This window comes from Edaphosphingomonas haloaromaticamans (assembly GCF_001853345.1).
GTDB classification, from domain to species: Bacteria; Pseudomonadota; Alphaproteobacteria; order Sphingomonadales; family Sphingomonadaceae; genus Sphingomonas_E; species Sphingomonas_E fennica.
The window spans coordinates 2,983,765-3,004,264 of record NZ_MIPT01000001.1 but is presented as its reverse complement, the minus strand read 5'-3'; the positions used below and the strand labels follow the sequence as shown (position 1 = coordinate 3,004,264).

At 68.0% G+C, this 20,500-nt stretch carries 22 protein-coding genes and 1 tRNA gene; 10 read left to right on the top strand and 13 right to left on the bottom strand.

Features of this window, described 5'->3' with window-relative positions:
• Positions 1–179: 179 nt before the first annotated feature.
• From BHE75_RS13790 to trxB, 5 genes are all read left to right on the top strand, one after another.
• Positions 180–740, top strand: a complete 561-nt coding sequence (locus tag BHE75_RS13790) for a TIGR00645 family protein (protein ID WP_070934238.1) — start codon at positions 180–182, stop codon at positions 738–740.
• A 214-nt stretch (positions 741–954) separates the two neighbouring features.
• Complete coding sequence (gene lon / locus BHE75_RS13785) at positions 955–3,354, top strand: endopeptidase La (protein WP_015457350.1); 2,400 nt, start codon at positions 955–957, stop codon at positions 3,352–3,354.
• Between the two features lie 227 nt (positions 3,355–3,581).
• Positions 3,582–3,854 carry an HU family DNA-binding protein gene (locus BHE75_RS13780; protein WP_015457349.1) on the top strand — a complete coding sequence of 91 codons (273 nt, stop codon included), beginning with the start codon at positions 3,582–3,584 and terminating at the stop codon, positions 3,852–3,854.
• Between the two features lie 181 nt (positions 3,855–4,035).
• Positions 4,036–4,110, top strand: a tRNA-Val gene (locus tag BHE75_RS13775).
• A 146-nt stretch (positions 4,111–4,256) separates the two neighbouring features.
• Entirely contained in the window at positions 4,257–5,228 is a 972-nt protein-coding gene (gene trxB, locus BHE75_RS13770; protein ID WP_070934237.1) for a thioredoxin-disulfide reductase, read from the top strand.
• 20 nt (positions 5,229–5,248) lie between these two features.
• On the opposite strand, the gene BHE75_RS13765 is transcribed toward trxB, so the two are convergent.
• A complete protein-coding gene (locus tag BHE75_RS13765; RefSeq protein WP_015457347.1) occupies positions 5,249–5,524 on the bottom strand; it encodes an acyl carrier protein in 276 nt (91 codons plus the stop codon).
• A gap of 195 nt (positions 5,525–5,719) precedes the next feature.
• On the opposite strand from BHE75_RS13765, the gene BHE75_RS13760 reads away from it, so the two are divergent.
• Both BHE75_RS13760 and BHE75_RS13755 read left to right on the top strand, forming a co-directional pair.
• Positions 5,720–7,186, top strand: coding sequence for an acyl-CoA ligase (AMP-forming), exosortase A system-associated (locus BHE75_RS13760; RefSeq protein WP_070935890.1), 1,467 nt, complete (start codon positions 5,720–5,722; stop codon positions 7,184–7,186).
• Positions 7,183–8,412 carry a pyridoxal-dependent decarboxylase, exosortase A system-associated gene (locus BHE75_RS13755; protein ID WP_070934236.1) on the top strand — a complete coding sequence of 410 codons (1,230 nt, stop codon included), beginning with the start codon at positions 7,183–7,185 and terminating at the stop codon, positions 8,410–8,412. Before BHE75_RS13760 ends, BHE75_RS13755 begins: the two co-directional genes overlap by 4 nt.
• A gap of 60 nt (positions 8,413–8,472) precedes the next feature.
• Here BHE75_RS13755 and BHE75_RS13750 read toward each other — a convergent pair whose 3' ends face one another.
• The 3 genes from BHE75_RS13750 to fmt form a co-directional block, all read right to left on the bottom strand.
• The gene (locus BHE75_RS13750) at positions 8,473–8,700 is read right to left on the bottom strand and encodes a hypothetical protein (RefSeq protein ID WP_015457344.1); all 228 of its coding nucleotides are present in this window, start codon (positions 8,698–8,700) and stop codon (positions 8,473–8,475) included.
• Between the two features lie 108 nt (positions 8,701–8,808).
• Positions 8,809–9,552, bottom strand: a complete 744-nt coding sequence (gene truA, locus BHE75_RS13745; protein ID WP_070934235.1) for a tRNA pseudouridine(38-40) synthase TruA — start codon at positions 9,550–9,552, stop codon at positions 8,809–8,811.
• Entirely contained in the window at positions 9,549–10,454 is a 906-nt protein-coding gene (fmt, locus tag BHE75_RS13740) for a methionyl-tRNA formyltransferase (RefSeq protein WP_070934234.1), read from the bottom strand. The genes truA and fmt overlap by 4 nt, the downstream gene beginning before the upstream one ends.
• Positions 10,455–10,559: 105 nt before the next feature.
• Here fmt and recR point away from each other — a divergent pair, with 105 nt between their 5' ends.
• Both recR and def read left to right on the top strand, forming a co-directional pair.
• Complete coding sequence (gene recR, locus BHE75_RS13735) at positions 10,560–11,156, top strand: recombination mediator RecR (protein WP_015457341.1); 597 nt, start codon at positions 10,560–10,562, stop codon at positions 11,154–11,156.
• Between the two features lie 70 nt (positions 11,157–11,226).
• On the top strand, positions 11,227–11,760 hold the full coding sequence (gene def, locus BHE75_RS13730; RefSeq protein ID WP_015457340.1) for a peptide deformylase: 534 nt from the start codon (positions 11,227–11,229) through the stop codon (positions 11,758–11,760).
• 20 nt (positions 11,761–11,780) lie between these two features.
• Here the strand turns inward: def and BHE75_RS13725 are convergent, their stop codons facing one another.
• Positions 11,781–12,167, bottom strand: coding sequence for a four-helix bundle copper-binding protein (locus BHE75_RS13725; RefSeq protein ID WP_015457339.1), 387 nt, complete (start codon positions 12,165–12,167; stop codon positions 11,781–11,783).
• Between the two features lie 124 nt (positions 12,168–12,291).
• Between BHE75_RS13725 and BHE75_RS13720 the strand changes: the two genes are divergently transcribed.
• Positions 12,292–13,788 carry a DNA recombination protein RmuC gene (locus BHE75_RS13720; protein ID WP_070934232.1) on the top strand — a complete coding sequence of 499 codons (1,497 nt, stop codon included), beginning with the start codon at positions 12,292–12,294 and terminating at the stop codon, positions 13,786–13,788.
• 400 nt (positions 13,789–14,188) lie between these two features.
• Here BHE75_RS13720 and BHE75_RS13715 read toward each other — a convergent pair whose 3' ends face one another.
• The 8 genes from BHE75_RS13715 to BHE75_RS13680 all read right to left on the bottom strand — a co-directional run bounded on the left by BHE75_RS13715 (position 14,189) and on the right by BHE75_RS13680 (position 20,314).
• Positions 14,189–15,025: a universal stress protein gene (locus tag BHE75_RS13715; protein ID WP_070934230.1), complete on the bottom strand. Its 837-nt coding sequence runs from the start codon at positions 15,023–15,025 to the stop codon at positions 14,189–14,191.
• 95 nt (positions 15,026–15,120) lie between these two features.
• On the bottom strand, positions 15,121–15,927 hold the full coding sequence (locus BHE75_RS13710) for a TrmH family RNA methyltransferase (RefSeq protein WP_070934227.1): 807 nt from the start codon (positions 15,925–15,927) through the stop codon (positions 15,121–15,123).
• 60 nt (positions 15,928–15,987) lie between these two features.
• On the bottom strand, positions 15,988–16,269 hold the full coding sequence (locus BHE75_RS13705; RefSeq protein WP_015457335.1) for an HPr family phosphocarrier protein: 282 nt from the start codon (positions 16,267–16,269) through the stop codon (positions 15,988–15,990).
• Complete coding sequence (locus BHE75_RS13700; RefSeq protein ID WP_015457334.1) at positions 16,266–16,670, bottom strand: PTS sugar transporter subunit IIA; 405 nt, start codon at positions 16,668–16,670, stop codon at positions 16,266–16,268. The genes BHE75_RS13705 and BHE75_RS13700 overlap by 4 nt, the downstream gene beginning before the upstream one ends.
• Entirely contained in the window at positions 16,671–17,618 is a 948-nt protein-coding gene (gene rapZ, locus BHE75_RS13695; RefSeq protein ID WP_070934225.1) for an RNase adapter RapZ, read from the bottom strand.
• Positions 17,615–18,064, bottom strand: coding sequence for an HPr kinase/phosphorylase (locus BHE75_RS13690; RefSeq protein WP_070934224.1), 450 nt, complete (start codon positions 18,062–18,064; stop codon positions 17,615–17,617). Before BHE75_RS13690 ends, rapZ begins: the two co-directional genes overlap by 4 nt.
• Positions 18,061–19,635, bottom strand: coding sequence for a sensor histidine kinase (locus BHE75_RS13685; protein ID WP_015457331.1), 1,575 nt, complete (start codon positions 19,633–19,635; stop codon positions 18,061–18,063). The genes BHE75_RS13690 and BHE75_RS13685 overlap by 4 nt, the downstream gene beginning before the upstream one ends.
• Positions 19,604–20,314 carry a response regulator transcription factor gene (locus tag BHE75_RS13680; RefSeq protein WP_015457330.1) on the bottom strand — a complete coding sequence of 237 codons (711 nt, stop codon included), beginning with the start codon at positions 20,312–20,314 and terminating at the stop codon, positions 19,604–19,606. The genes BHE75_RS13685 and BHE75_RS13680 overlap by 32 nt, the downstream gene beginning before the upstream one ends.
• Positions 20,315–20,500 lie beyond the last annotated feature (186 nt).

Here is a 20,500-nt window from a genome sequence, read left to right as displayed (position 1 = left end):
GTCCGGGGTGACGGTTTTTTTGGGGGGGCGCGTTCTCCCGCTTGCCCGAGCATCGATGCGCCGTGGCCGCCCGAAGCCCGGCCGGCGCGGATGAACCCGCCCGCAAAGCTTTGAAACAGAAACCGGCGCGGATGGCCTCTACAGGGTGTCCATCCCGTCAACCATGTTTCCAAGGACCGATGGCCAGTCTTCCCGATTCCACGCCCCCGATCGAAACCCCCGCGCGGCTCCGGCCGCTGCCGTTGCTGATCTTCTCGTCGCGCTGGCTGCAGCTTCCGCTCTATGTCGGGCTGATCGTCGCGCAATGCGTCTATGTCTTCCTGTTCCTCAAGGAGTTGTGGCACCTCGTCACCCACGCCGCCGATTTCGGGGAGCAGCAGATCATGCTCGTCGTGCTCGGCCTGATCGACGTGGTGATGATATCCAACCTGCTGGTGATGGTGATCGTCGGCGGTTATGAAACCTTCGTCTCGCGGCTGCGGCTGGAACGGCACCCGGACAACCCCGAATGGCTGAGCCACGTCAATTCGGGCGTGCTGAAGGTCAAGCTCGCCATGGCGATCATCGGCATCTCCTCCATCCATCTGCTGCGGACCTTCATCGAGGCGAGCGCCATCGGCATGCCCGGCGCGCGCGTCACGGAGACAGGCGTGATGTGGCAGGCGATCATCCACATGGCCTTCATCCTCTCCGCGCTGGGCATCGCCTGGGTCGATCGGATGACGCAGACGCGGCACTGAGGCGGGCGGGGGAGGGCGCCGCCGCCTTCCCCGCACCAAGACGCTGCGACACAAGGAGATTATCGCCGCGGAAGGATTTTGTTTCAGACCCGATATGAAGAGGATTCCGTGCGCCCGTTGATGCGGGACGGCGCCGCGCCCATATATATAACAGATAAGTGACCAAGGAATCACGCGGGCGGCCTCGACCTTTCCGCCCCGCATCGGAGTTTGCATGACCGAAATCCTCCCCGTCCTGCCGCTGCGCGACATCGTCGTGTTCCCGCAGATGATCGTTCCGCTCTTCGTGGGGCGCGACAAATCGGTGGCCGCGCTGGAAAGCGCGATGGCGGCGGACAAGGCGATCTTCCTGGTCGCCCAGCTCGACCCGTCCGAGGATGATCCCGATCGCGACGCGCTCTACGATATCGGCGTCGTCGCCACCGTTCTCCAGCTCCTGAAGCTGCCCGACGGCACCGTGCGCGTGCTGGTGGAGGGACGCCAGCGCGCAGCGCTCGCCACGCTCGATGCCGACGGCGATCATCTGACCGCCTCGGTGGACCTGATCGACGATCAGCCGGCCGAGGGTGACGAGATCGCGGCGCTGATGCGCTCGGTGGTCGAGCAGTTCGAAAATTACGCGAAGCTCAACAAGAAGATGCCGGCCGAAACCGCCGTCCAGCTCAGCCAGATCGAGGATCCGGCGCGGCTGGCCGACGCGGTGTCGTCCAACATCAACATCAAGGTCGCCGATAAGCAGACCCTGCTCGTCGAGCTCGATCCCGCCAAGCGGCTCGAAATGGCCTTCGCCTTCATGGAAGGCGAGTTGGGCGTCCTCCAGGTGGAAAAGAAGATCCGCAGCCGCGTGAAGCGGCAGATGGAGAAGACCCAGCGCGAATATTATCTGAACGAGCAGCTCAAGGCGATCCAGCGCGAGCTGGGCAATGCCGAGGAAGGCGAGGGCGGCGACGAGCTGGCCGAGCTGGCGCAGAAGATCACCAAGCTCAAGCTTTCGAAGGAGGCCCGCGCAAAGGCGAATGCGGAGCTGAAGAAGCTGCGCACCATGGCGCCGATGTCGGCCGAAGCGACCGTCGTCCGCAATTATCTGGATGTGCTGCTCGGCCTGCCCTGGGGCAAGAAGTCGAAGCTCAAGAAGGATATCGCCGTCGCCCAGGCCGTGCTTGATGCCGATCATTACGGGCTGGAGAAGGTGAAGGAGCGGATCGTCGAATATCTCGCGGTCCAGGCGCGCACCAACAAGCTGAAGGGGCCGATCCTGTGCCTCGTCGGCCCGCCCGGCGTGGGCAAGACCTCGCTCGGCCGCTCGATCGCGAAGGCGACGGGGCGCGAATTCGTGCGCCAGTCGCTGGGCGGCGTGCGCGACGAGGCCGAGATCCGCGGCCATCGCCGCACCTATATCGGCTCGCTGCCGGGCAAGGTCGTCACCAACCTCAAGAAGGCGGGCACGTCCAACCCGCTCTTCCTGCTCGACGAGATCGACAAGCTCGGCCAGGATTTCCGGGGCGATCCCGCGTCCGCGTTGCTGGAGGTGCTCGACCCGGAGCAGAACAGCAAGTTCCAGGATCATTATCTGGAGGTCGATGTCGACCTGTCGGACGTGATGTTCGTCACCACCGCCAACTCGCTGAACCTGCCGCAGCCGCTGCTCGACCGCATGGAGATCATCCGGCTCGAAGGCTATACCGAGGACGAGAAGGTCGAGATCGCGAAGGCGCACCTGATCGCCAAGCAGATCGAGGCGCATGGGCTGAAGGCCGGTGAGTTCATCCTCACCGACGCCGGCCTGCGCGACCTGATCCGCTATTATACCCGCGAAGCCGGCGTCCGAACGCTGGAGCGGGAGATCGCGAAGCTCGCCCGCAAGGCGCTGCGCCGCATCCTCGAAGGCAAGGCCGAAACGGTCGAGATCACGCCCGAAAATCTTTCCGAGTTCGCCGGCGTCCGCAAGTTCCGCTTCGGCGTGGGCGAGGAGGAGGACCAGATCGGCGCCGTCACCGGCCTCGCCTGGACGGAAGTCGGTGGCGAGCTGCTGACGATCGAGGCCGTCACCGTGCCGGGCAAGGGCGCCATCGCCACCACCGGCAAGCTGGGCGACGTGATGAAGGAATCGGTGCAGGCCGCCTTCTCCTTCGTGAAGGCCCGCGCGCCGGCTTATGGCATCAAGCCCAGCCTGTTCGGCCGCAAGGACGTGCATATCCACCTGCCCGAGGGCGCGGTGCCCAAGGACGGCCCTTCCGCCGGCATCGGCATCGTCACCGCGATCGTCTCCACGCTCACCGGCATTCCGGTGCGGCGCGAGGTGGCGATGACGGGCGAAGTCACGCTGCGCGGCCGGGTGCTGCCGATCGGCGGCCTTAAGGAAAAGCTGCTGGCGGCGCTGCGCGGCGGCATCACCCACGTGATGATCCCGCAGGAGAATGAGAAGGATCTGGCGGAAATCCCCGCCAATATCCGCGAAGGGCTGAAGATCACGCCGGTCAAGCATGTCGATGAGGTGCTGGCGCTGGCGCTGGCCCAGCCGGTTTCGCCGATCGACTGGACGGAGGCGGACGATCTGGCCGCGCCGCCCGTGCCGCATCTTGCCGGCGAGGCCGGGGCTGCGATTCACCACTGATTCGCCAAGGCGAACGAGGGGCGGCGATCCGGTTTTTACCGGGTCGCCGCCTTTCTTTTTTCGCTCCGGCACCGAATCGAGCCGCGCCAAATCGGCCCGAACCTCGAAAAACCCGCTATTTAGGCGCGCTTTCCTTTTGACACGCCTATCGGCGCTGTTCTTAGATGCGCGCCCGGCCTTGGCCGCGACTCAAATAATCGCACCTTATTCAAGGGGGTTCCTCGGGCATGAACAAGCAAGAACTGATCGCGTCGGTCGCCGAGGCGACAGGCCTCAGCAAGAACGACGCTTCGAAGGCCGTGGAAGGGGTTTTCGATACGATCAGCGGCGCGCTCAAGAAGGGGGATGAGGTTCGCCTCGTCGGCTTCGGCACCTTCTCGGTCTCCAAGCGCAAGGCATCCACCGGCCGCAACCCGCGCACCGGCGAGCCGATGAAGATCAAGGCGTCCAGCCAGCCGAAGTTCAAGGCGGGCAAGGGCCTGAAGGACGCGGTCAACTAAGGATCGGGGCCGGCCCGGTGGGGATCGGGCCGGCCGCTTCTCCGCGATCGCGCGATGTCGCGATGATCTGGGGATATCTCGCCGATGGGGCTGGACAAGTCCGCGGCGACCGCCTAAGCGCCTCCCCGCAACGCCGATCGCCAGCTCCGCTGGCCCCGATGATCGGCCTCAAGCGAAGCGTGGGCGCGTAGCTCAGCGGTAGAGCACACCCTTCACACGGGTGGGGTCACAGGTTCAATCCCTGTCGCGCCCACCACGCTTCCTTCCTCCTTCCAGCGATGTTTTCCGGCCGGCGCCCGAGCCAGCCTTTCCGGGCCGCGAGAATTTCCATTCCTTGCGGTGTGGCCCCCCCACGCCCTATCTCGGGCGCGAGATATTGAGATTCACGAGCAAAGGCGATCCATGACCGCGACCCATTCCACCCGCATGCTCATCCTCGGTTCGGGGCCGGCCGGCCTTTCGGCGGCGATCTATGCCGCGCGCGCCGGGATGGCGCCGATCGTGCTGCAGGGCATCCAGCCGGGCGGCCAGCTGACCATCACCACCGATGTGGAGAATTATCCGGGCTTCGCGGACGTCATCCAGGGCCCGTGGCTGATGGAGCAGATGCAGCGCCAGGCCGAGCATGTCGGCGCGCGGATGATGTGGGACACGATCGTCGAGGTCGATTTCTCGAAGCGTCCCTTCCGCCTCGTCGGCGACAGCGGCACCGTCTATGAAGGCGATACGGTGGTGATCGCCACCGGCGCCCAGGCGCGCTGGCTGGGCCTGCCCAGCGAGCTGAAGCTGCAGGGCAAGGGCGTTTCCGCCTGTGCCACCTGCGACGGCTTCTTCTATCGCGGCAAGAAGGTCGCGGTGATCGGCGGCGGCAACACCGCGGTGGAGGAAGCAATCTACATGACCAACCACAGCCCGGACGTGACGCTGATCCACCGCCGCGATTCGCTGCGCGCGGAAAAGATTCTCCAAGACCGCCTTTTCGCCCATCCGCGCATCAAGGTGCTGTGGAACAAGGAAGTCGCGGAGTTCGTGGGCGGCGGCGATCCCGAGGGCCTCGTCGCGCTCTCGCTGCGCGATACGGTGACGGGGGAGGTCAGCAGCCTCGATGTCGACGGCGGCTTCGTCGCGATCGGCCATTCGCCGGCCACCGATCTCTTCCGCGGCCATATCGCGCTCGACAGCGACGGCTATATCGCGGTGGAGCCGGGCAGCACGCGGACCAGCGTGGCCGGCGTGTTCGCCTGCGGCGATGTGATGGACAAGGTCTATCGCCAGGCGGTGACGGCGGCGGGCACGGGCTGCATGGCGGCGCTGGATGCGGAACGCTTCCTGGCCCATGCCGATTTCGAGGCGAAGGCCACGGTCGCGGCCTGAGGATATGGGGGGAGGCGGCCTCAGGCCGCCTTCGCCACCTTGGCCTTGGCGAAGGCCACCAGCGCGCCGAAGCTTTCCAGCAGCTCGCCGTCCACCTCGTCATCGTCGATGATGATGCCCAGCCGGTCCTCCAGCTCGGTCAGCAGGCCGGCCACCGCCATCGAATCGAGTTCCGGCATGGCGCCGAACAGCGGCGTTCCGGGTTCGAGCGCGGCCGTGCGCGCATCGCCCAGCCCGAGCACGTCGCCCAGCACGCCGCGAACCGCCGTTTCGACATCGATCCCATCGCCGACCATCTAATTCCTCGTCTTCTGGCGAACCCGAACGGCGGTCGCCTAGCCGCTTCGCACGCGCGGGACAAGCATCGGCCGGGTTTCCACCGGGCCGTGGGCGCGCTATCGCCTCCGGCCCAGCATCAGCGCGAAGGAGCATGAGGGGTGCCCGCGACCGATCCCAATCCCGATCCCCGCCCGCTCGATCATCTGCCGCTGATGGGCGCGGCCGATGCGCTGGCGCTGGTCGATCGGGCTGGCGCGCTGGATTATACGGGGCTCGATCGCGCGGTGGGCGCGCTGGCCCGCGCGCTGGCCGATCGCGGTCTCGCCCCCGGCGCGCGCGTCGCCTCATGGCTGGCCAAGACGCGGCTGGCGAGCCTGCTGCCGCTGGCCTGCGCGCGGGCCGGCTTCGTCCACGTCCCCGTCAATCCGCTGCTGAAGCGCGCCCAGCTTGCCCACATCCTCGCCGATAGCGGGGCCGCGCTGCTGATCGCCGGCCCCAGCCGCGTCGCGACGCTGGAGCCGGGGGACCGCCCCGCCGATTGCGCGCTGCTGATCGAGGACGAGGCCGGCGCCGCCACGCTCGCCGCCCAGTCCGGCCTGCCGCCGTCCTCGGCCGATCCGGCCGGTCTGGCCGCCATCCTCTATACCTCCGGCTCCACCGGCCGGCCCAAGGGGGTGATGCTGAGCCACGCCAATCTGTGGCTGGGCGCCGTTTCCGTCGCGCATTATCTGCGGCTTGGGCCGGATGACCGCACGCTCGCCGTGCTGCCCTTCAGCTTCGATTACGGCCAGAACCAGCTGCTTTCCACCTGGGCGGCGGGGGGCTGCGTCCACCCGCTCGATTACCTCACCGCGCGCGATGTGATCCGCGCGGTGGAACGCCACGCCATCACCACGCTGGCCGGCGTGCCGCCCTTGTGGGTGCAGCTTGCCGAGGCGGACTGGCCGGCCGAAACCGCCGCCCGCCTGCGCCGCCTGACCAATTCGGGCGGCCGCCTGCCGGTGCCGCTGATCCGCCGTCTGCGCGCGCTCTTCCCCAATGCCGATCTCTATTCGATGTATGGGCTGACGGAGGCGTTCCGTTCCACCTATCTCGATCCCGCCCTGGTCGATGCCCACCCGGAATCCATTGGCCGCGCCATTCCCTTCGCCGAGGTGATGGTGGTCCGCGCCGACGGCAGCCCCACCGAAGCCGGCGAGCCGGGCGAGCTGGTCCATGCCGGTCCGCTGGTGGCGCAAGGCTATTGGCGCGATGAGGCGCGGACCGCGCACCGCTTCCGCCCCGCGCCCTCCCATTCGCGCCATGGCGGCACCGCCGTCTGGTCCGGCGATACGGTAGCGGTGGACGGGGAGGGGCTGCTCCGCTTCGTCGGCCGCGATGACGAGATGATCAAGACGTCCGGCAACCGCGTCAGCCCGACGGAGGTGGAGGAAGCCGCCATCGCCACCGGGCTTGCGGCGGAAGCCGTCGCCATCGGCGTGGCGGACGATCGGCTGGGCGAGGCGATCCTCCTCGTCCTCAGGGGCGATCCCGCGCAGGAGGCGGCGCTGCGCGATGCGCTGAAGCGGGATCTCCCCAATTTCATGCAGCCGCGCGCGATCGTCTGGCGGGCGGATCTTCCCCGCAACGCCAATGGCAAGGTCGATCGCGCCGGCCTGAAGGCGGAGCTTGCGGCATGAAGCCGATGGGAACCATCCCGGCCGATTACCGGGCGATCGGTGGCGAGCTTGCCGTGGGCGGCCATCCCGTCTCCGCGCTGGTCGCCGAGGCCGGGGATACGCCGCTCTTCGTCTATGACCGCGCGATCATGGCCGCGCGCGTTGCCGCGCTTCGGGCCGCGCTGCCCGCCGAGGTCGCGATCCATTATGCGATGAAGGCCAATCCGAACCCGGATGTCGTCGCCGCCTTCGCGGGGCTGGTGGACGGCCTCGACGTCGCCTCGGCGGGCGAGATGGGCGTCGCGCTTGCCAGCGGCATGGCTGCCGATCACGTCTCCTTTGCCGGCCCCGGCAAGCGCGATCGGGAACTCGAGGCCGCGATCGCCGCCGGCGTCACCCTGAACCTGGAATCCGCCGCCGAAGGCTGGCGCGCCATTGCCATTGCCGGCCGGCTCGGCATCCGGCCCAGGCTCGCCGTGCGGGTGAACCCCGATTTCGAGATCAAGGGATCGGGCATGCGCATGGGCGGCGGCGCGCGGCCCTTCGGCGTGGACGAGGCGGAGGCGGCCGCGCTCTGCCGCGACATGATCGCCGCCGGGGCGGACTGGCGCGGCTTCCACATCTTTGCCGGATCGCAGGCGCTGGATGCCGCCGCGATCATCGAGGCCCAGGCCGCCACGCTCGCGCTCGCCGCAAGGCTGGCGGAGGAGGTCGGTGCGCTACCGCCGCTCGTCAATCTCGGCGGCGGTTTCGGCATTCCCTATTTCCCCTCGGAAAAGCCGCTCGATATCGACACCATCGGTGCGGCGCTGGGCGAAAGGCTGGCCGATCGCCCGGCGGCGCTTGCCCAAAGCGCGTTCGCGATCGAGCTTGGCCGCTGGCTGGTGGGAGAGGCGGGCGTCTATCTGACCCGCATCGTCGACCGGAAGATCAGCCATGGCGAGGTCTTCCTCGTCACCGATGGCGGGCTTCATCACCAGCTCGCGGCGTCGGGCAATTTCGGCACGGTCGTCCGCCGCAACTATCCGGTGGCCATCGCCAGCCGCTTCACGGAGGAAGCGGCCGAGGTGGCGAGCATCGTCGGCTGCCTCTGCACCCCGCTGGATCGGCTTGCCGAAAAGGTGCTGCTGCCCCGCGCGGAGGTGGGCGATATCGTCGCCGTGTTCATGGCCGGCGCCTACGGGGCCACTGCCAGCCCCTCGGCCTTCCTGGGCCACCCGCCGGCCATTGAAATGATGGTCGGCTAGGGCGGCATCCGCTGGATTGAGCGAAGGCGCGTCAGGAAAGGGGCGGCCCGGCCGCGCGCTTCACGCCACCCACTGGCCGGCGAGCGCAAGGGGAACGCGCTTCACATTGCCCTTGATGACCTTGCTGCCGAAGGATTTGGTGATGATGGCGGCGGCATCGCCATTCGCCAGCACGACCCTGGTGCCGCCGGAAAGCAGGCTTTCGATGGCGGTAACGCGCGCATGGTGGCGGTCGCACATGGCTTGGACTTCCGCCGGGGAGGCGTTGAGATTGATGGCGCGCGACATGATGTTCTCCTGCGCGACTGGCGCGCGTGCCGGAATAGGCCCGCTTGCGGTAGCAGGTGCGCGGCCGGGTGTCGCCTTAATACGGGCCATGCAGTCTGTGGCCTTCGCCTATTCCGGATATTTCGCCTCGATGAAGAACAGGCCGTCCGGCGGCGCGTTCAGGCCGAGCGCGTTGCGATCGCGGGCTTCCAGCGCGTCGCTCAGATCGTCGGCGGTCCATTTGCCCCGGCCCACCAGCATCAGGCAGCCGACCATCGACCGCACCTGATGGTGGAGGAAGGATCGGGCGGCGGCCTCGATTTCGATATCGTCGCCATATCGGGAAACGTTCAGCCGATCCAAGGTCTTGACCGGGCTGTCCGACTGGCAGTGCACCGATCGGAAGGTGGTGAAATCGTGCCGGCCGACCAGCCGTTGCGCGGCGGCGTGCATCGCCTCCGCGTCCAGCGGCACCGCCACATGCCAGGCGCGGCCCGCATCCAGCGCCAGCGGCGCGCGGCGGTTGACGATGCGGTAGGAATAGCGCCGGCCGATGCAGGAAAAGCGCGCGTGCCAATCGTCCGCCACCGTTTCGGCCGCCAGGATCGCGATCGGATTGGGGCGGAGATGGGCGTTCAGCGCCTCCATCAGGCGGAAGGGCTGGAAGGGGCGGGCGATATCGACATGGGCGGCCATCGCCTCCGCATGCACGCCGGCGTCGGTGCGGCCGGCGGCGTGGACGCCCGTAACCTCGCCGGTGATGCGCTCCACCGCCTCCTCGATCGCCTGCTGCACGCTCGGCCCGTGCGACTGGCGCTGCCAGCCCATGAAGGGGCGGCCATCAAATTCCACCGTCAGCCGAAACCGCGTCATGCCAGCACCGTGCCGGCCGGGATGGAAAAGCCGCGCAGCAGCTCCGCCGCCGCCATCGCTCCGCGCCCGGCGCGCTGCATCTGCGTGGGGCGGATCGCGCCGTTGCCACAGGCGATCAGCAGCGTATCGTCCAGCACGGTGCCGGGCGTGCCCGCACGATCGATGGTTTCGGCGGCCAGCACGCGGGTGCGCTCCCCCTGATGCTCGAAGAAGGCGCCGGGCGCCGGGTTGAAGGCGCGCACCTGCCGTTCGATCGCGGCGGCATCCTGCGCGAAATCGATCCGTGCTTCGGCCTTGTCGATCTTGGCCGCGTAGGTCACGCCCTCTTCAGGCTGCGGGACGGGCGGGTAACGGCCGATATCGGCGAGCACCGCCACCATCAGCGCCGCGCCCTTTTCCGCCAGTTCCGCCGTCAGGCCGCCGCCGGTCTTGCCGTTTACCTCCGTCTCCACGGTCGCCAGCATCGGCCCGGTATCGAGCCCGCGCTCCATCTGCATGATCGTCACGCCGGTCCGCGCATCCCCGGCCAGGATCGCGCGGTGGATCGGCGCGGCACCCCGCCAGCGCGGCAGCAGCGAGGCATGGACGTTGAGGCAGCCCAGCTTCGGCGCGGCGAGGATGGCCTGCGGCAGGATCAGCCCATAGGCCGCGACCACGGCGGCATCGAGGTCCAGCGCCGCGAAGGTCGCCTGCTCCTCCTCGCCTTTCAGGCTGGCGGGGTGGCGCACCGCGATCCCCATCTCCTCCGCCCGCCTGTGCACGGGGGAGGGGGACAGGGCCTTGCCCCGGCCCGCACGGCGCGGCGGCTGGCAATAGACGGCGGCGATGTCGTGCCCGGCGGCGGCCAGCGCGTCCAGCGTCGGCACGGCAAAGTCGGGGGTTCCCATGAAGGCGATACGCATGGCTCCGCGCTTTGGGCATAGCGGGCCGCCAAGGCAAGTTTCCATGACGGACGGCGTTGCGAAGTTCGGGGTGACGCGGCGATCCGAATTCCCTATCTGTTCCGCATGGCATCTCCCGAAATCGAGGCATTGACGCAGGCTTTGGCGCGGTTGCCGGGCCTTGGGCCGCGGTCCGCGCGCCGTGCCGTCCTCCACCTCATCAAGAAGCGCGAGGTGACGCTCGCCCCGTTGCTGCGCGCGCTGGAGCAGGTGAACGATCGGCTGGCGACCTGCGGCACATGCGGCAATGTCGACACCACCGATCCTTGCGCCATCTGCGCGGACCCGCGCCGCGATGCGCGCCTGCTCTGCGTGGTGGAGGAGGTGGCCGACCTGTGGGCGCTGGAACGCTCGCGCCTCTTTCCCGGCCGCTTCCACGTGCTCGGCGGGCGGCTTTCGGCGCTGGAAGGCGTGCGGCCGGAAGATCTCGCCATCGATCGTCTCGTCAGCCGCATCGCCGCCGGCGGGGTGGACGAGGTGGTGCTGGCGATGAACGCCACGCTGGAAGGCCAGACGACCGCGCATTATATCGCGGATCGGCTGGAAAATTATCCCATCCGCCTCACCCAGCTGGCCCATGGCCTGCCGGTGGGGGGCGAACTGGACTATCTCGACGAAGGCACGCTTGCCCAGGCGTTGCGCGCCCGGCGCCCGGTGGGTTGAGGTGAGGGATATCCCGCCTCCGGCACCAGCCGCCCTTGAAAGCGGCGCCGATTCTCACTAGCTGGCCTCCATGGCCATTCTTCCGATCCTGGAGGCGCCCGATCCGCGCCTGCGCACCATTTCCACGCCCGTCGAAACGGTGGACGATGATCTGCGCGCGCTGATCGCGGACATGTTCGAGACGATGTATGACGCCCCCGGCATCGGCCTGGCGGCGATCCAGGTAGGCGTGCCCAAGCGCGTGCTGGTGATCGACCTGCAGGAGGAACAGGATGCGGAAGGCAAGCCGATCCGCAATCCGCGCGTCTTCATCAATCCCGAGCTGTTCGATCCTTCGGAGGAACATTCGGTCTATCAGGAAGGGTGCCTGTCGGTGCCCGATCAATATGCCGATGTCGAGCGCCCGGCCGTGATCCACGCCCGCTGGCTGGATGAGAAGGGCGAACGCCACGAGGAGCGGCTGGAAGGCCTGCTCGCCACCTGCCTCCAGCACGAGATGGACCATCTGGAAGGCATCCTGTTCATCGACCACCTTTCGCGCCTGAAGCGGGAAATGGTGATGAAGAAGCTGGAAAAGGCCCGCCGCGCCCGCCGCGCGGCCTGATCTTCCCGCCTATCCGCCGCCTAATGCACCGTCGGCAGCGCCCGGCGGCAATCGTCCGCGCATTCGCGGCACATTTCCGCGCAGCGCCAGCAATGCGGATGGTCATGCCGCTCGCATTCCGCCGCGCACACGTCGCACGCCGCGATGCAGCTTTCCAGCATCGCCTGCACGATCAGGATGCTGCGCCCCGTCTGTCGCACCGCGACCTTGGCGGTCGTCTCGCAGATGTCGGCGCAGTCCAGGCAGGTGCGGATGCACTGGCGCATGTCCATCGCCTCGGCCGTGCAGGCATCCGCGCAGGACGTGCAGATCACCGCGCAGAACATCGCATGGCGCACGGCGACGGCCAGCGGCTCGTTGACTTCGGTCACGTCGGGATGGGCGGCGATCATCTTCGAGATGGACATGGGCATGCCACTCCTGGCCTGAAACTGGCCGAACGACCGGCATCGCCCGTCGTTCCGCAGCGGGGCCTTGCAAAATGCGGGCGGGGCGGGCAGGGTTCGCTATCTGTTCCAAAGAAAGGCCGTGATGGAAGCCCTGCTGATCGCCGCGATCCCGATGATGCTCGCGCTAGGGCTCGGCGTCGGCTGGGCGTTGCGCGGATCGGCGCTGGCCGATCTTCGGCGCGAGCGTGATTCCCTTGCCCAGCGTGCTGCCGCCGCCGAATCCGCGCGCGCCGTGGCCGAGGCGCGGGGCGAGGAGCTGCCGCCGCTCCGCCAGATGCTGGATGCCGTGCGCGAGGAGCGGGACGCCGCCCAGCGCGGCCTGGCCGCCGCCGCCAAGGAGGCGGAGCGGGTCGCCAGCCTCGAACGGGCGCTGGCGGACGAACGCACCCGCGCGGCCGAGCTTGCCGCCGCCAACGCCGCTTATGTGCGCGGCGAAAGCGAACGCCAGCGCGCGCATGAGGAGCAGGTCGCCCAGCTCAAGGAGATGGAGGCCAAACTGGAGGCGCGCTTCGGCGATCTCGCCGGCAAGGCGCTGGATGCCGCGCAGGCCAATTTCCTGAAGCGCGCCGAGGAACGCTTCGCCCAGGCCGGGCAGGAGGGCGAGGCCAAGCTCAAGCTGCTGCTCACCCCGGTGGAATCCACCCTCAAGCGCTATGACGAGAAGCTGGAGAAGATCGAGAAGGATCGCGTCGGCAGCTATGGCGAGCTGCGCGAGGCGGTCGCCCAGCTCGCCCAGGGCAATGATGTGGTCCGGCGCGAGACCGCGCGGCTCACCAATGTGCTGCGCTCCAGCCCCAAGGCGCGGGGGCGCTGGGGCGAGGAACAGCTCCGCAATATATTGGAAGCGGCTCAACTGTCCGAGAATATCGATTTCACGCTGCAATCCTCCGTCACCGATGGCGAAAAGCAGCTCCGCCCCGATTGCGTCATCAACCTGCCGGGCGGGCGCTGCATCGTCGTCGACGTCAAATGCCCGCTCGTTCATTTCGAGCAGGCGTTCGACGAGGAGGATGAGGAGCGGCGCGCGGCCCTGCTGCTCCAGCATGCGGCGGCGATGAAGAGCTATGCCGCCGATCTCGGCCGCAAGGGCTATTGGCGGCAGTTCGATCTCTCGCCCGATTTCGTCATCATGTTCATCCCCGGCGAGCATTTCCTCTCGGCCGCCGCCGAACGCGCGCCGGATCTGATCGAAACCGCCTTCCGCAACGGCGTGATCGTGGCGTCGACCATCAACATGCTGGCATTGGCCAAGGTGATGGCGGGCATGTGGCGGCAGGAGCATCTGGCCGAACAGGCGAAGGACATCGCCGAAGCCGGCAAGGAGCTTTACAAGCGGCTCGCCACCATGGGCGCGCATGTCGCCAAGCTCGGGCGCAACCTCTCCCAGGCCACGGGCGCCTACAATGATTTCGTCGGCAGCCTCGAAGGCCAGGTGATGACGCAGGCGCGCCGGTTCGAGGCGCTGAAGGTCGATACGTCGGGCAAGTCGATCGATCTGCTGCCGGTCGTCGAAACCGGCGTGCGCCCGCTGCGCAAGCTTTCGGCCGGCGAGGGCGATGTGCCGGAGGCGGCGGAGTAGGGCCGGGTTGCCGGTTCGCCTTCACTGACGGGTTCTGGGCCGGGGCTGCGTTCGATATCCCGCTTATTGCCCTCGTTTCCGCTGTCCCCCACTTACGGCTTACCCGTTTTCGGGGCCGGGCAGAGGGCCCTTCTAGCCCGCCATCCCATGTCGGCGTGGCTTCCCCGCCCCCGTCATTCCCGCGAAGACGGGAATCCATTGTGTCGGGTGTTGGCGGCTCCATCGGGTCCGGCTGCCGATCATGGATTGGCTGCGATGCCTGCGCGGCCTTCAGCCTGGCGTCCACCGAAGGTGAACCCCGGACCGGGTTCGGGGCGACGGGTTTGGGGCAGGTGGTATGCCCGCATCCCGCCGCTGCCCTGAATGTCGTTCTCGCCGTGCGGCTGGAAAGAGCCGGTACCTAGCCCTCCCGCGCCCTCTCGCGCACCATCAGCACGTCGCAGGGCATGGATTCCAGGAGATCGGATGCCCGGCTGCCGAGGGCGGCGTGGACGATCGGGCTGCGGCCGTGGGTGCCGAGGACCAGAAGGTCGATGGGCTGGGCGCGCAGGCGCGCGAGGATGACGGATGCGAGCGGGCCGACCTCGAGCTGCGTGTGCAGGCGGGGCCGGGCGGCGGCAAGCTCCGGCGAGGAAACGAAATCGGCCAGCTCGCGCTCCGCCTCGGCATGGGCCTCGGCGCGCACCTCATCGGGGTTGAGGCGGGATTCATAGGCGCCGCGATAGGCGTGGACCAGGTTCAGCCGGGCGTGGGGGAAGATTTCGGCCGCCACCCGCGTCGACTCCAGCGCGCAGGCCGAGAAGTCGGTGGCGATCAATATGTCGCGATAGGCGTGGGCCGCGCGGCGCTTCACCACCAGCACCGGCACATGCGCATGGCGGACGAGATAGTCCACCGCCGTGCCCAGGAAGAAATCGGTGATGTTGTTATAGCGGGCCGCGCCCACCACGATCAGGTCGCTGCCCTCGCGGTCCGCCGCCTCGGCGATCAGCGAGGGGGCCGATCCCCGCTCGATCAGCAGATGGATGGGAACCCCGGCATCGGGCAGGTCCTCCAGGATCGTCGCGCGCAGCTCGTCCATGCCCGCGGGGCCGCGCGGCGCGGCGCCGGGTTCCAGCACATGGGCCAGCGTGATCGATCCGCCCAATTCCCTTGCCAGTGATGCGGCGCGGTCGAACGGACGGTCGCTGCGGGCGCTGAGGTCGGTCGCGAGGAGGATGTTGGGATGATCGTGCAAGCGAATTCTCCCTGTCGTGCCGGGCCCATAGCCGGCGGCGGCATCCTAGCGCGACGGGGGGCGGGGGCCAACCTCGCGGGTGGCGGGCGTTTCGCTCAGCCGATATGCCGGCGCTGGTTCAGCACCTCATAGGCCATCACCGCGGTCGCGACGGCGGCGTTCAGGCTGTCCGCCTTGCCCAGCATCGGCATCTTCACCAGCAGATCGCACTCCGCCGCATAATCGGCGGGCAGGCCCTGCGCCTCGTTGCCGACGAGCAGGAAGGTGGGCGCGGCATAGCGCGGCGCCTGATAGTCGATATCCGTATCCAGGCTCATGCCGACGAGTTCGCCCGGCCCGCTCCGCAGCCATTGCAGGAATTCGGGCCAGCGGGCCTGGGCGATGCGCTGGGTGAAGAGCGCCCCCATCGATGCACGCACCGCCTCGACCGAGAAGGGATCGACGCAATCGTCGACCAGGACCAGCCCGCCCGCGCCCACGGCGTCGCCCGTGCGCAGGATCGTGCCGAGATTGCCGGGATCGCGCATCGATTGGGCGACGATCCAGATGCTGGCCGCCGTCCGGTCGATCCGGTCGAGCGCGGTGTCGAACTCGTCATAGACGCCGATCACCGTCTGCGGATTATCCTTGCCGGATAGCTTGTGCAGGATGTCGCGATCGGTCTCGATCGCCTCGCCGCCCTTGGCCTCCACCACCCGCACCAGCTCGCGCACCAGCCGGTGATCGGCCGAATCGGCGGCGTAGAAGATGTAGCGCGGGATATGGCCGGTCTCGCGCGCTTCGGTCAGAATGCGCAGGCCTTCCGCCAGGAACATGCGTTCCTCGCGGCGATGGCGCTTCTCGCGCAGGCCGCGGATGCGCTTCACGAGCGGATTGGAAAAGGCGGTGATCTGTCGGGGCATGGCGTGTCGTTTGTCGTCCGGGCCTGTGGCTTTTGTCCGCTTTCCCCGCAGGGGAAGGGGTCAGTCCTCGCCGAACTTCGCTTCCACCAGCTCGCACAGCGCGGCCAGCGCGCGTTCGGCATCCTTGCCGGCGGCGGTGATGACGATGCTGTCGCCCATCGCGGCGCCCAGCATCATCAGCCCCATGATCGAGGTGCCGGCCACGCGCGATCCGTCCTTCTCCACCTCGATCGTCGCGGCCTGGCCGCTGGCGAGGGTGACGAACTTGGCGCTGGCGCGGGCGTGCAGCCCCCGCTTGTTGGTGATCTGGACGGCGCGTTGGAGCAGCGCTTCGCCGTTCATGCGGCCTCGCCCAAAACTTCGGACGCGACGGAGATATATTTGCGCCCCGCCTCGCGCGCGGCGGCGACGGCGGCCTTCACCTTCATCATCTTGCGGGCTCCCTCCAGGCGGATCAGCATCGGCAGGTTGATGCCGGCGATCACCTCGATCCGCCCCGGCTCCATCAGCGATATGGCCAGGTTGGACGGCGTGCCGCCGAACAGATCGGTGAGCAGGATGACGCCCGAGCCGCGGTCGACCCGCTTGACGGCACCGGCAATGTCCGCGCGGCGGACCTCCATGTCGTCGTCGGGACCGATGCAGATCGCCTCGATCGCATCCTGCGGCCCCACCACATGCTCCATCGCGACGATGAATTCGGCGGCAAGCCGACCATGCGTCACAAGCACCAATCCAATCATTCAGCCACCCGAACCATGTTTTGCCGAGCCATTATTTGGCTTCCCCTCCATCGAGTCGTGCGGCGCTGTAGCGAGGTCACGATGGGCCACATTCGGAGAAAATCCCGCGGCGCGCAACCGTGCCGCGACCCGCTCGGCGACATGGACCGAGCGATGTCTCCCCCCGGTACAGCCGAAAGCGACCGTGACATAGGATTTTCCTTCCGCCGAATAACGCGGCAGCAGCAGCAGCAGCAGGTCTTCGATCCGGGATATCGCGGGTTCGTAGGCGGGATCTTCGGCGATATGATCGCCCACCGCCGCGTCGATGCCAGTCAGCGGGCGCAATTGCGGGTCCCAGTGGGGATTGCGCAGGAAGCGCATGTCGAACACCAGGTCCGCATCGCGCGGGATGCCGCGGGAAAAGCCGAAGGACATCACCGCGAGCGTGGGCTTGGCCGGCTCGTCCTGGCCGAAGCGCTGGCGCAGCTCGCGCTGCAGCGCGTTGCTGTTGCGGTCGGTGGTGTCGATCAGATGATCGGCCGATCGGCGAAGGTCCGCCAGCAGCTCGCGCTCGCGCACGATGCCGTCGGCGGCCGGCCGGTCCTGGGCCAGCGGGTGGCGGCGGCGGGTCTCGGAATAACGCCGCTGCAATTCGGCGCCGCCGCAGTCTAGGAACAATATCTCGATGTCGTGGCCATGCTCCTCGCGAAGCTGGCCGATGCGCCGTGCGATCGCGGCGGCATCGAAGCCGCGCGTCCGGCTGTCGATCCCCAGCGCCAGCGGCCGTCCCTGATCGTCCGATCCCTTGGGCAGCGGCGTGCCGAGCAGCCGTTCGAGCAGCGAGAGCGGGAGGTTGTCCACCACCTCCCAGCCCATATCCTCGAACGTGTCCAGCGCGGTGGACTTGCCCGCGCCGGACATGCCGGTGACCAGCAATATGCGCCGTGGGCGGCTGGATGTGGTCATGATCGGGCCGGCAGGCCGAAGCGGGCGAGCGCCAGTTCCAGCTTGATCGGGGCCGATGCCTCCAGCGCCGCCAGCGCGATCACCGGCACCCGCAGTCCCGCCACCGGGCGGGTCGCCGGCTGGTCGTCCGGCATGCGTTCGACCAGTTCGTCCAGCAGCGCCATCAGCGCCACCGGCGCGTTTTCGATCGCCTCCATCGGCACGATGCCGATGCCGCGCACCTCGATCCGGCCGGATATGTTGGGCGGCGCGCTGGCCACCAGCCCGTCGCCGGCGCGGCGCACGACGGTATAGTCGTCGCTCACCAGCTTCGCGCCCCGGTCGATCAGCCGCAGCGCGAGATCGGATTTGCCCGATCCCGATCGGCCGTGCAGCAGCACCGCCCGGCCGCCGATCGCGACGCAGGAGGCGTGGAGGGTTTCGGAGGAAAGGGGCGGCACGCTCATCGTTCGGCCACCGGCAGGCGGATGATGAAGCGGGCGCCGGTCGGCGCATCGTCGCGGTCTTCTACCATGATCGTCCCATTATGCGCCTCGACGATCGCCTTTGCGATGGCGAGGCCGAGGCCGCTATGTTGGCCAAAGGCCTCACCTTCGGGCCGAATGCTGTGGAAACGCTTAAAGATCGCCTCGCGCACGTCGGGCGCGACGCCGGGGCCTTCATCGTCGACGCGCAGCACCACCTCGTCCCCGTCGCGCGTGGCGGCGATTTTCACGAGGCCGCCGGGGGGGGAGAAGCTGATGGCATTGTCCACCAGATTTTCGATCAGCCGGGTCAGCCGCGATCCGTCGCCCAGCACCACGGCGGTGCCGGCATGGGGGCGGGCGAAGGCCAGCCGCACATCCGCATCGATGCCGCGCTTCTCCCGTTGGGCGATCAGGCCCTCGATCATCTGCCCCAGATCGATCGTCTCGAAGCGCGCCCGCGAAAGCTCGGCATCGAGGCGGGAGGCGTCGGCGATGTCGGTTATCAGCCGGTCGAGCCGGTGGACGTCATCGCGCACCACGTCGAGAAGCTGGTCCTGAAGCGCGGGGTCCTTCACCTTTTCCAGCGTCTCCACGGCCGATCGCAGCGATGCTAGCGGGTTCTTCAGCTCGTGCGTCACATCGGCGGCGAAGGCTTCGGTCGCGTCGATCCGCTGGCGGAGCGCCAGGCTCATGTCCGAAAGCGCGCGCGCCAAAAGGCCGATCTCGTCGCGGCGGGAGGGGAGGCGCGGCACCTGCACCTCTCGCGCGCGGCCCAGCCGCACGCGATGCGCCGCGCGCGCCAGCCGGCGCAGCGGCCGCACGATGGTGCGCGCCAGGAACAGCGACAGCAGCACGGAAAGCGTGATGACCATCGCCAGCACGATGCCCAGCCGCAGCCGTTCGGCCCGGACGATGCGGACGATGTCGCGTGCGTTGGTGGTGGCGAGCAGGGTCATCCCCGTATCCGGCATGGCGACCGCCGCCGATATCACCGGCGTCCGGTCCGGCGCGCGGCGCAGCCGGGTTTCGGGAATGCCTTCCTTTTTCGCCGCCAGCGCTTCCGGCCAGGCGGAAAGCGTGTCGCGCGCGGGTTCGTTGAAGCGTTCGGGCCTGTCCGCGCCGACGACGATGTCGATGGCCCGGTCCAGCGCGCGCGCCGCCTTGCGCTGCCAAGCTTCCTCGTCGGGATCGCGCAGCACATAAGTGGGCGGGCCGACGAGCCAGCTGTCGAGCACCCGCGCGCCCCCGGCATCATAGACGCGCAATCGCAGGTCGCTCGCCTGCTCAAGCTGCTCGAGCAGGACGTGCTGCCGATCAGGCTGGGCGGCATCCAGCGCCTCGGCGATCAGCCGCGCCTGCACCGCCACCTCGTCCAGCCGCGCGTCGATCAGCTGCGACCGATAGCTGTCCAGATAGAAGAAGCCGCCCGCCAGCATCGCCAGCGCGAAGATGTTCACCGCCAGGATGCGGGTGGTGAGCGACCAGCGGGCCGACCACATCAGCGCGAGCTCGCGCTCCTCACTCCTCCGCAAAGCGATACCCCACGCCATAAAGGGTCTCGATCGCCTTGAAATCGGGATCGACCTGGCGGAACTTCCGGCGGAGGCGCTTGATGTGGCTGTCGATGGTGCGGTCGTCGACATAGACGTCGTCCTGATAGGCCGCATCCATCAGCTGGTCGCGCGATTTCACGAAGCCGGGCCTTTGGGCCAGCGCCTCCAGGATCAGGAATTCCGTCACGGTCAGGGTCACGTCCTTGCCCGCCCACTGCACGCGATGGCGCGCCGGGTCCATGGACAGGCGCCCGCGCACGATCCGCTCGGCCGGCGTTTCCGCCGTCTCCTCCTGCTCCGGCTGGGCGCGGGCATCGGTGCGGCGCAGGATGGCGCGGATGCGGGCGATCAGCAGCCGCTGGGAGAAAGGCTTGGTGATATAATCGTCCGCGCCCATGGCGAGGCCCAGCGCCTCGTCCAGCTCGTCATCCTTGCTCGTCAGGAAGATGGCGGGGACCGCGCTTTTCTCGCGCAGGCGGCGCAGCAGCTCCATCCCGTCCAGCTTGGGCATCTTGATGTCCAGCACGGCCAGGTCGGGCGGATTGTCGATCAGCGCCTTCAGCGCCGCCTCGCCATCGGAATAGACGCGGACGGTGAACCCTTCGGACTGGAGCGCGATCGAAACCGAGGTCAGGATGTTGCGATCGTCGTCAACGAGCGCGATCGTAGCCGTCATCGACCCTTAACCCCACTATCTGCACGGCCCGTCCGATCATGTTCGAGCCGGCCGGATCCGGCTGGAGGGCCGGAAAATGCGGGCAGCGAAGGATCGTAACGGTTCCGCCTGAGCGAAACCCGCTCTAGCCCAAGCCATTGTCCCCGGCAACAAAGCTGCAACGCGGTTCAGGCATCACCCATTCGG

Excerpts from the sequence above, each read along its gene's own strand:
- BHE75_RS13720 (WP_070934232.1), top strand. The coding sequence starts at position 12,292 with ATGGAAGCCCTGCTGATCGCCGCGATCCCGATGATGCTCGCGCTAGGG.
- BHE75_RS13755 (WP_070934236.1), top strand. The coding sequence starts at position 7,183 with ATGAAGCCGATGGGAACCATCCCGGCCGATTACCGGGCGATCGGTGGC.
- BHE75_RS13690 (WP_070934224.1), bottom strand. The coding sequence starts at position 18,064 with ATGAGCGTGCCGCCCCTTTCCTCCGAAACCCTCCACGCCTCCTGCGTC.
- rapZ (WP_070934225.1), bottom strand. The coding sequence starts at position 17,618 with ATGACCACATCCAGCCGCCCACGGCGCATATTGCTGGTCACCGGCATG.
- BHE75_RS13725 (WP_015457339.1), bottom strand. The coding sequence starts at position 12,167 with ATGTCCATCTCGAAGATGATCGCCGCCCATCCCGACGTGACCGAAGTC.
- def (WP_015457340.1), top strand. The coding sequence starts at position 11,227 with ATGGCCATTCTTCCGATCCTGGAGGCGCCCGATCCGCGCCTGCGCACC.
- BHE75_RS13750 (WP_015457344.1), bottom strand. The coding sequence starts at position 8,700 with ATGTCGCGCGCCATCAATCTCAACGCCTCCCCGGCGGAAGTCCAAGCC.
- BHE75_RS13765 (WP_015457347.1), bottom strand. The coding sequence starts at position 5,524 with ATGGTCGGCGATGGGATCGATGTCGAAACGGCGGTTCGCGGCGTGCTG.
- recR (WP_015457341.1), top strand. The coding sequence starts at position 10,560 with ATGGCATCTCCCGAAATCGAGGCATTGACGCAGGCTTTGGCGCGGTTG.
- truA (WP_070934235.1), bottom strand. The coding sequence starts at position 9,552 with ATGACGCGGTTTCGGCTGACGGTGGAATTTGATGGCCGCCCCTTCATG.
- BHE75_RS13700 (WP_015457334.1), bottom strand. The coding sequence starts at position 16,670 with ATGATTGGATTGGTGCTTGTGACGCATGGTCGGCTTGCCGCCGAATTC.
- BHE75_RS13705 (WP_015457335.1), bottom strand. The coding sequence starts at position 16,269 with ATGAACGGCGAAGCGCTGCTCCAACGCGCCGTCCAGATCACCAACAAG.
- BHE75_RS13680 (WP_015457330.1), bottom strand. The coding sequence starts at position 20,314 with ATGACGGCTACGATCGCGCTCGTTGACGACGATCGCAACATCCTGACC.
- trxB (WP_070934237.1), top strand. The coding sequence starts at position 4,257 with ATGACCGCGACCCATTCCACCCGCATGCTCATCCTCGGTTCGGGGCCG.
- BHE75_RS13760 (WP_070935890.1), top strand. The coding sequence starts at position 5,720 with ATGGGCGCGGCCGATGCGCTGGCGCTGGTCGATCGGGCTGGCGCGCTG.
- lon (WP_015457350.1), top strand. The coding sequence starts at position 955 with ATGACCGAAATCCTCCCCGTCCTGCCGCTGCGCGACATCGTCGTGTTC.
- BHE75_RS13780 (WP_015457349.1), top strand. The coding sequence starts at position 3,582 with ATGAACAAGCAAGAACTGATCGCGTCGGTCGCCGAGGCGACAGGCCTC.
- fmt (WP_070934234.1), bottom strand. The coding sequence starts at position 10,454 with ATGCGTATCGCCTTCATGGGAACCCCCGACTTTGCCGTGCCGACGCTG.
- BHE75_RS13685 (WP_015457331.1), bottom strand. The coding sequence starts at position 19,635 with ATGGCGTGGGGTATCGCTTTGCGGAGGAGTGAGGAGCGCGAGCTCGCG.
- BHE75_RS13710 (WP_070934227.1), bottom strand. The coding sequence starts at position 15,927 with ATGCCCCGACAGATCACCGCCTTTTCCAATCCGCTCGTGAAGCGCATC.
- BHE75_RS13790 (WP_070934238.1), top strand. The coding sequence starts at position 180 with ATGGCCAGTCTTCCCGATTCCACGCCCCCGATCGAAACCCCCGCGCGG.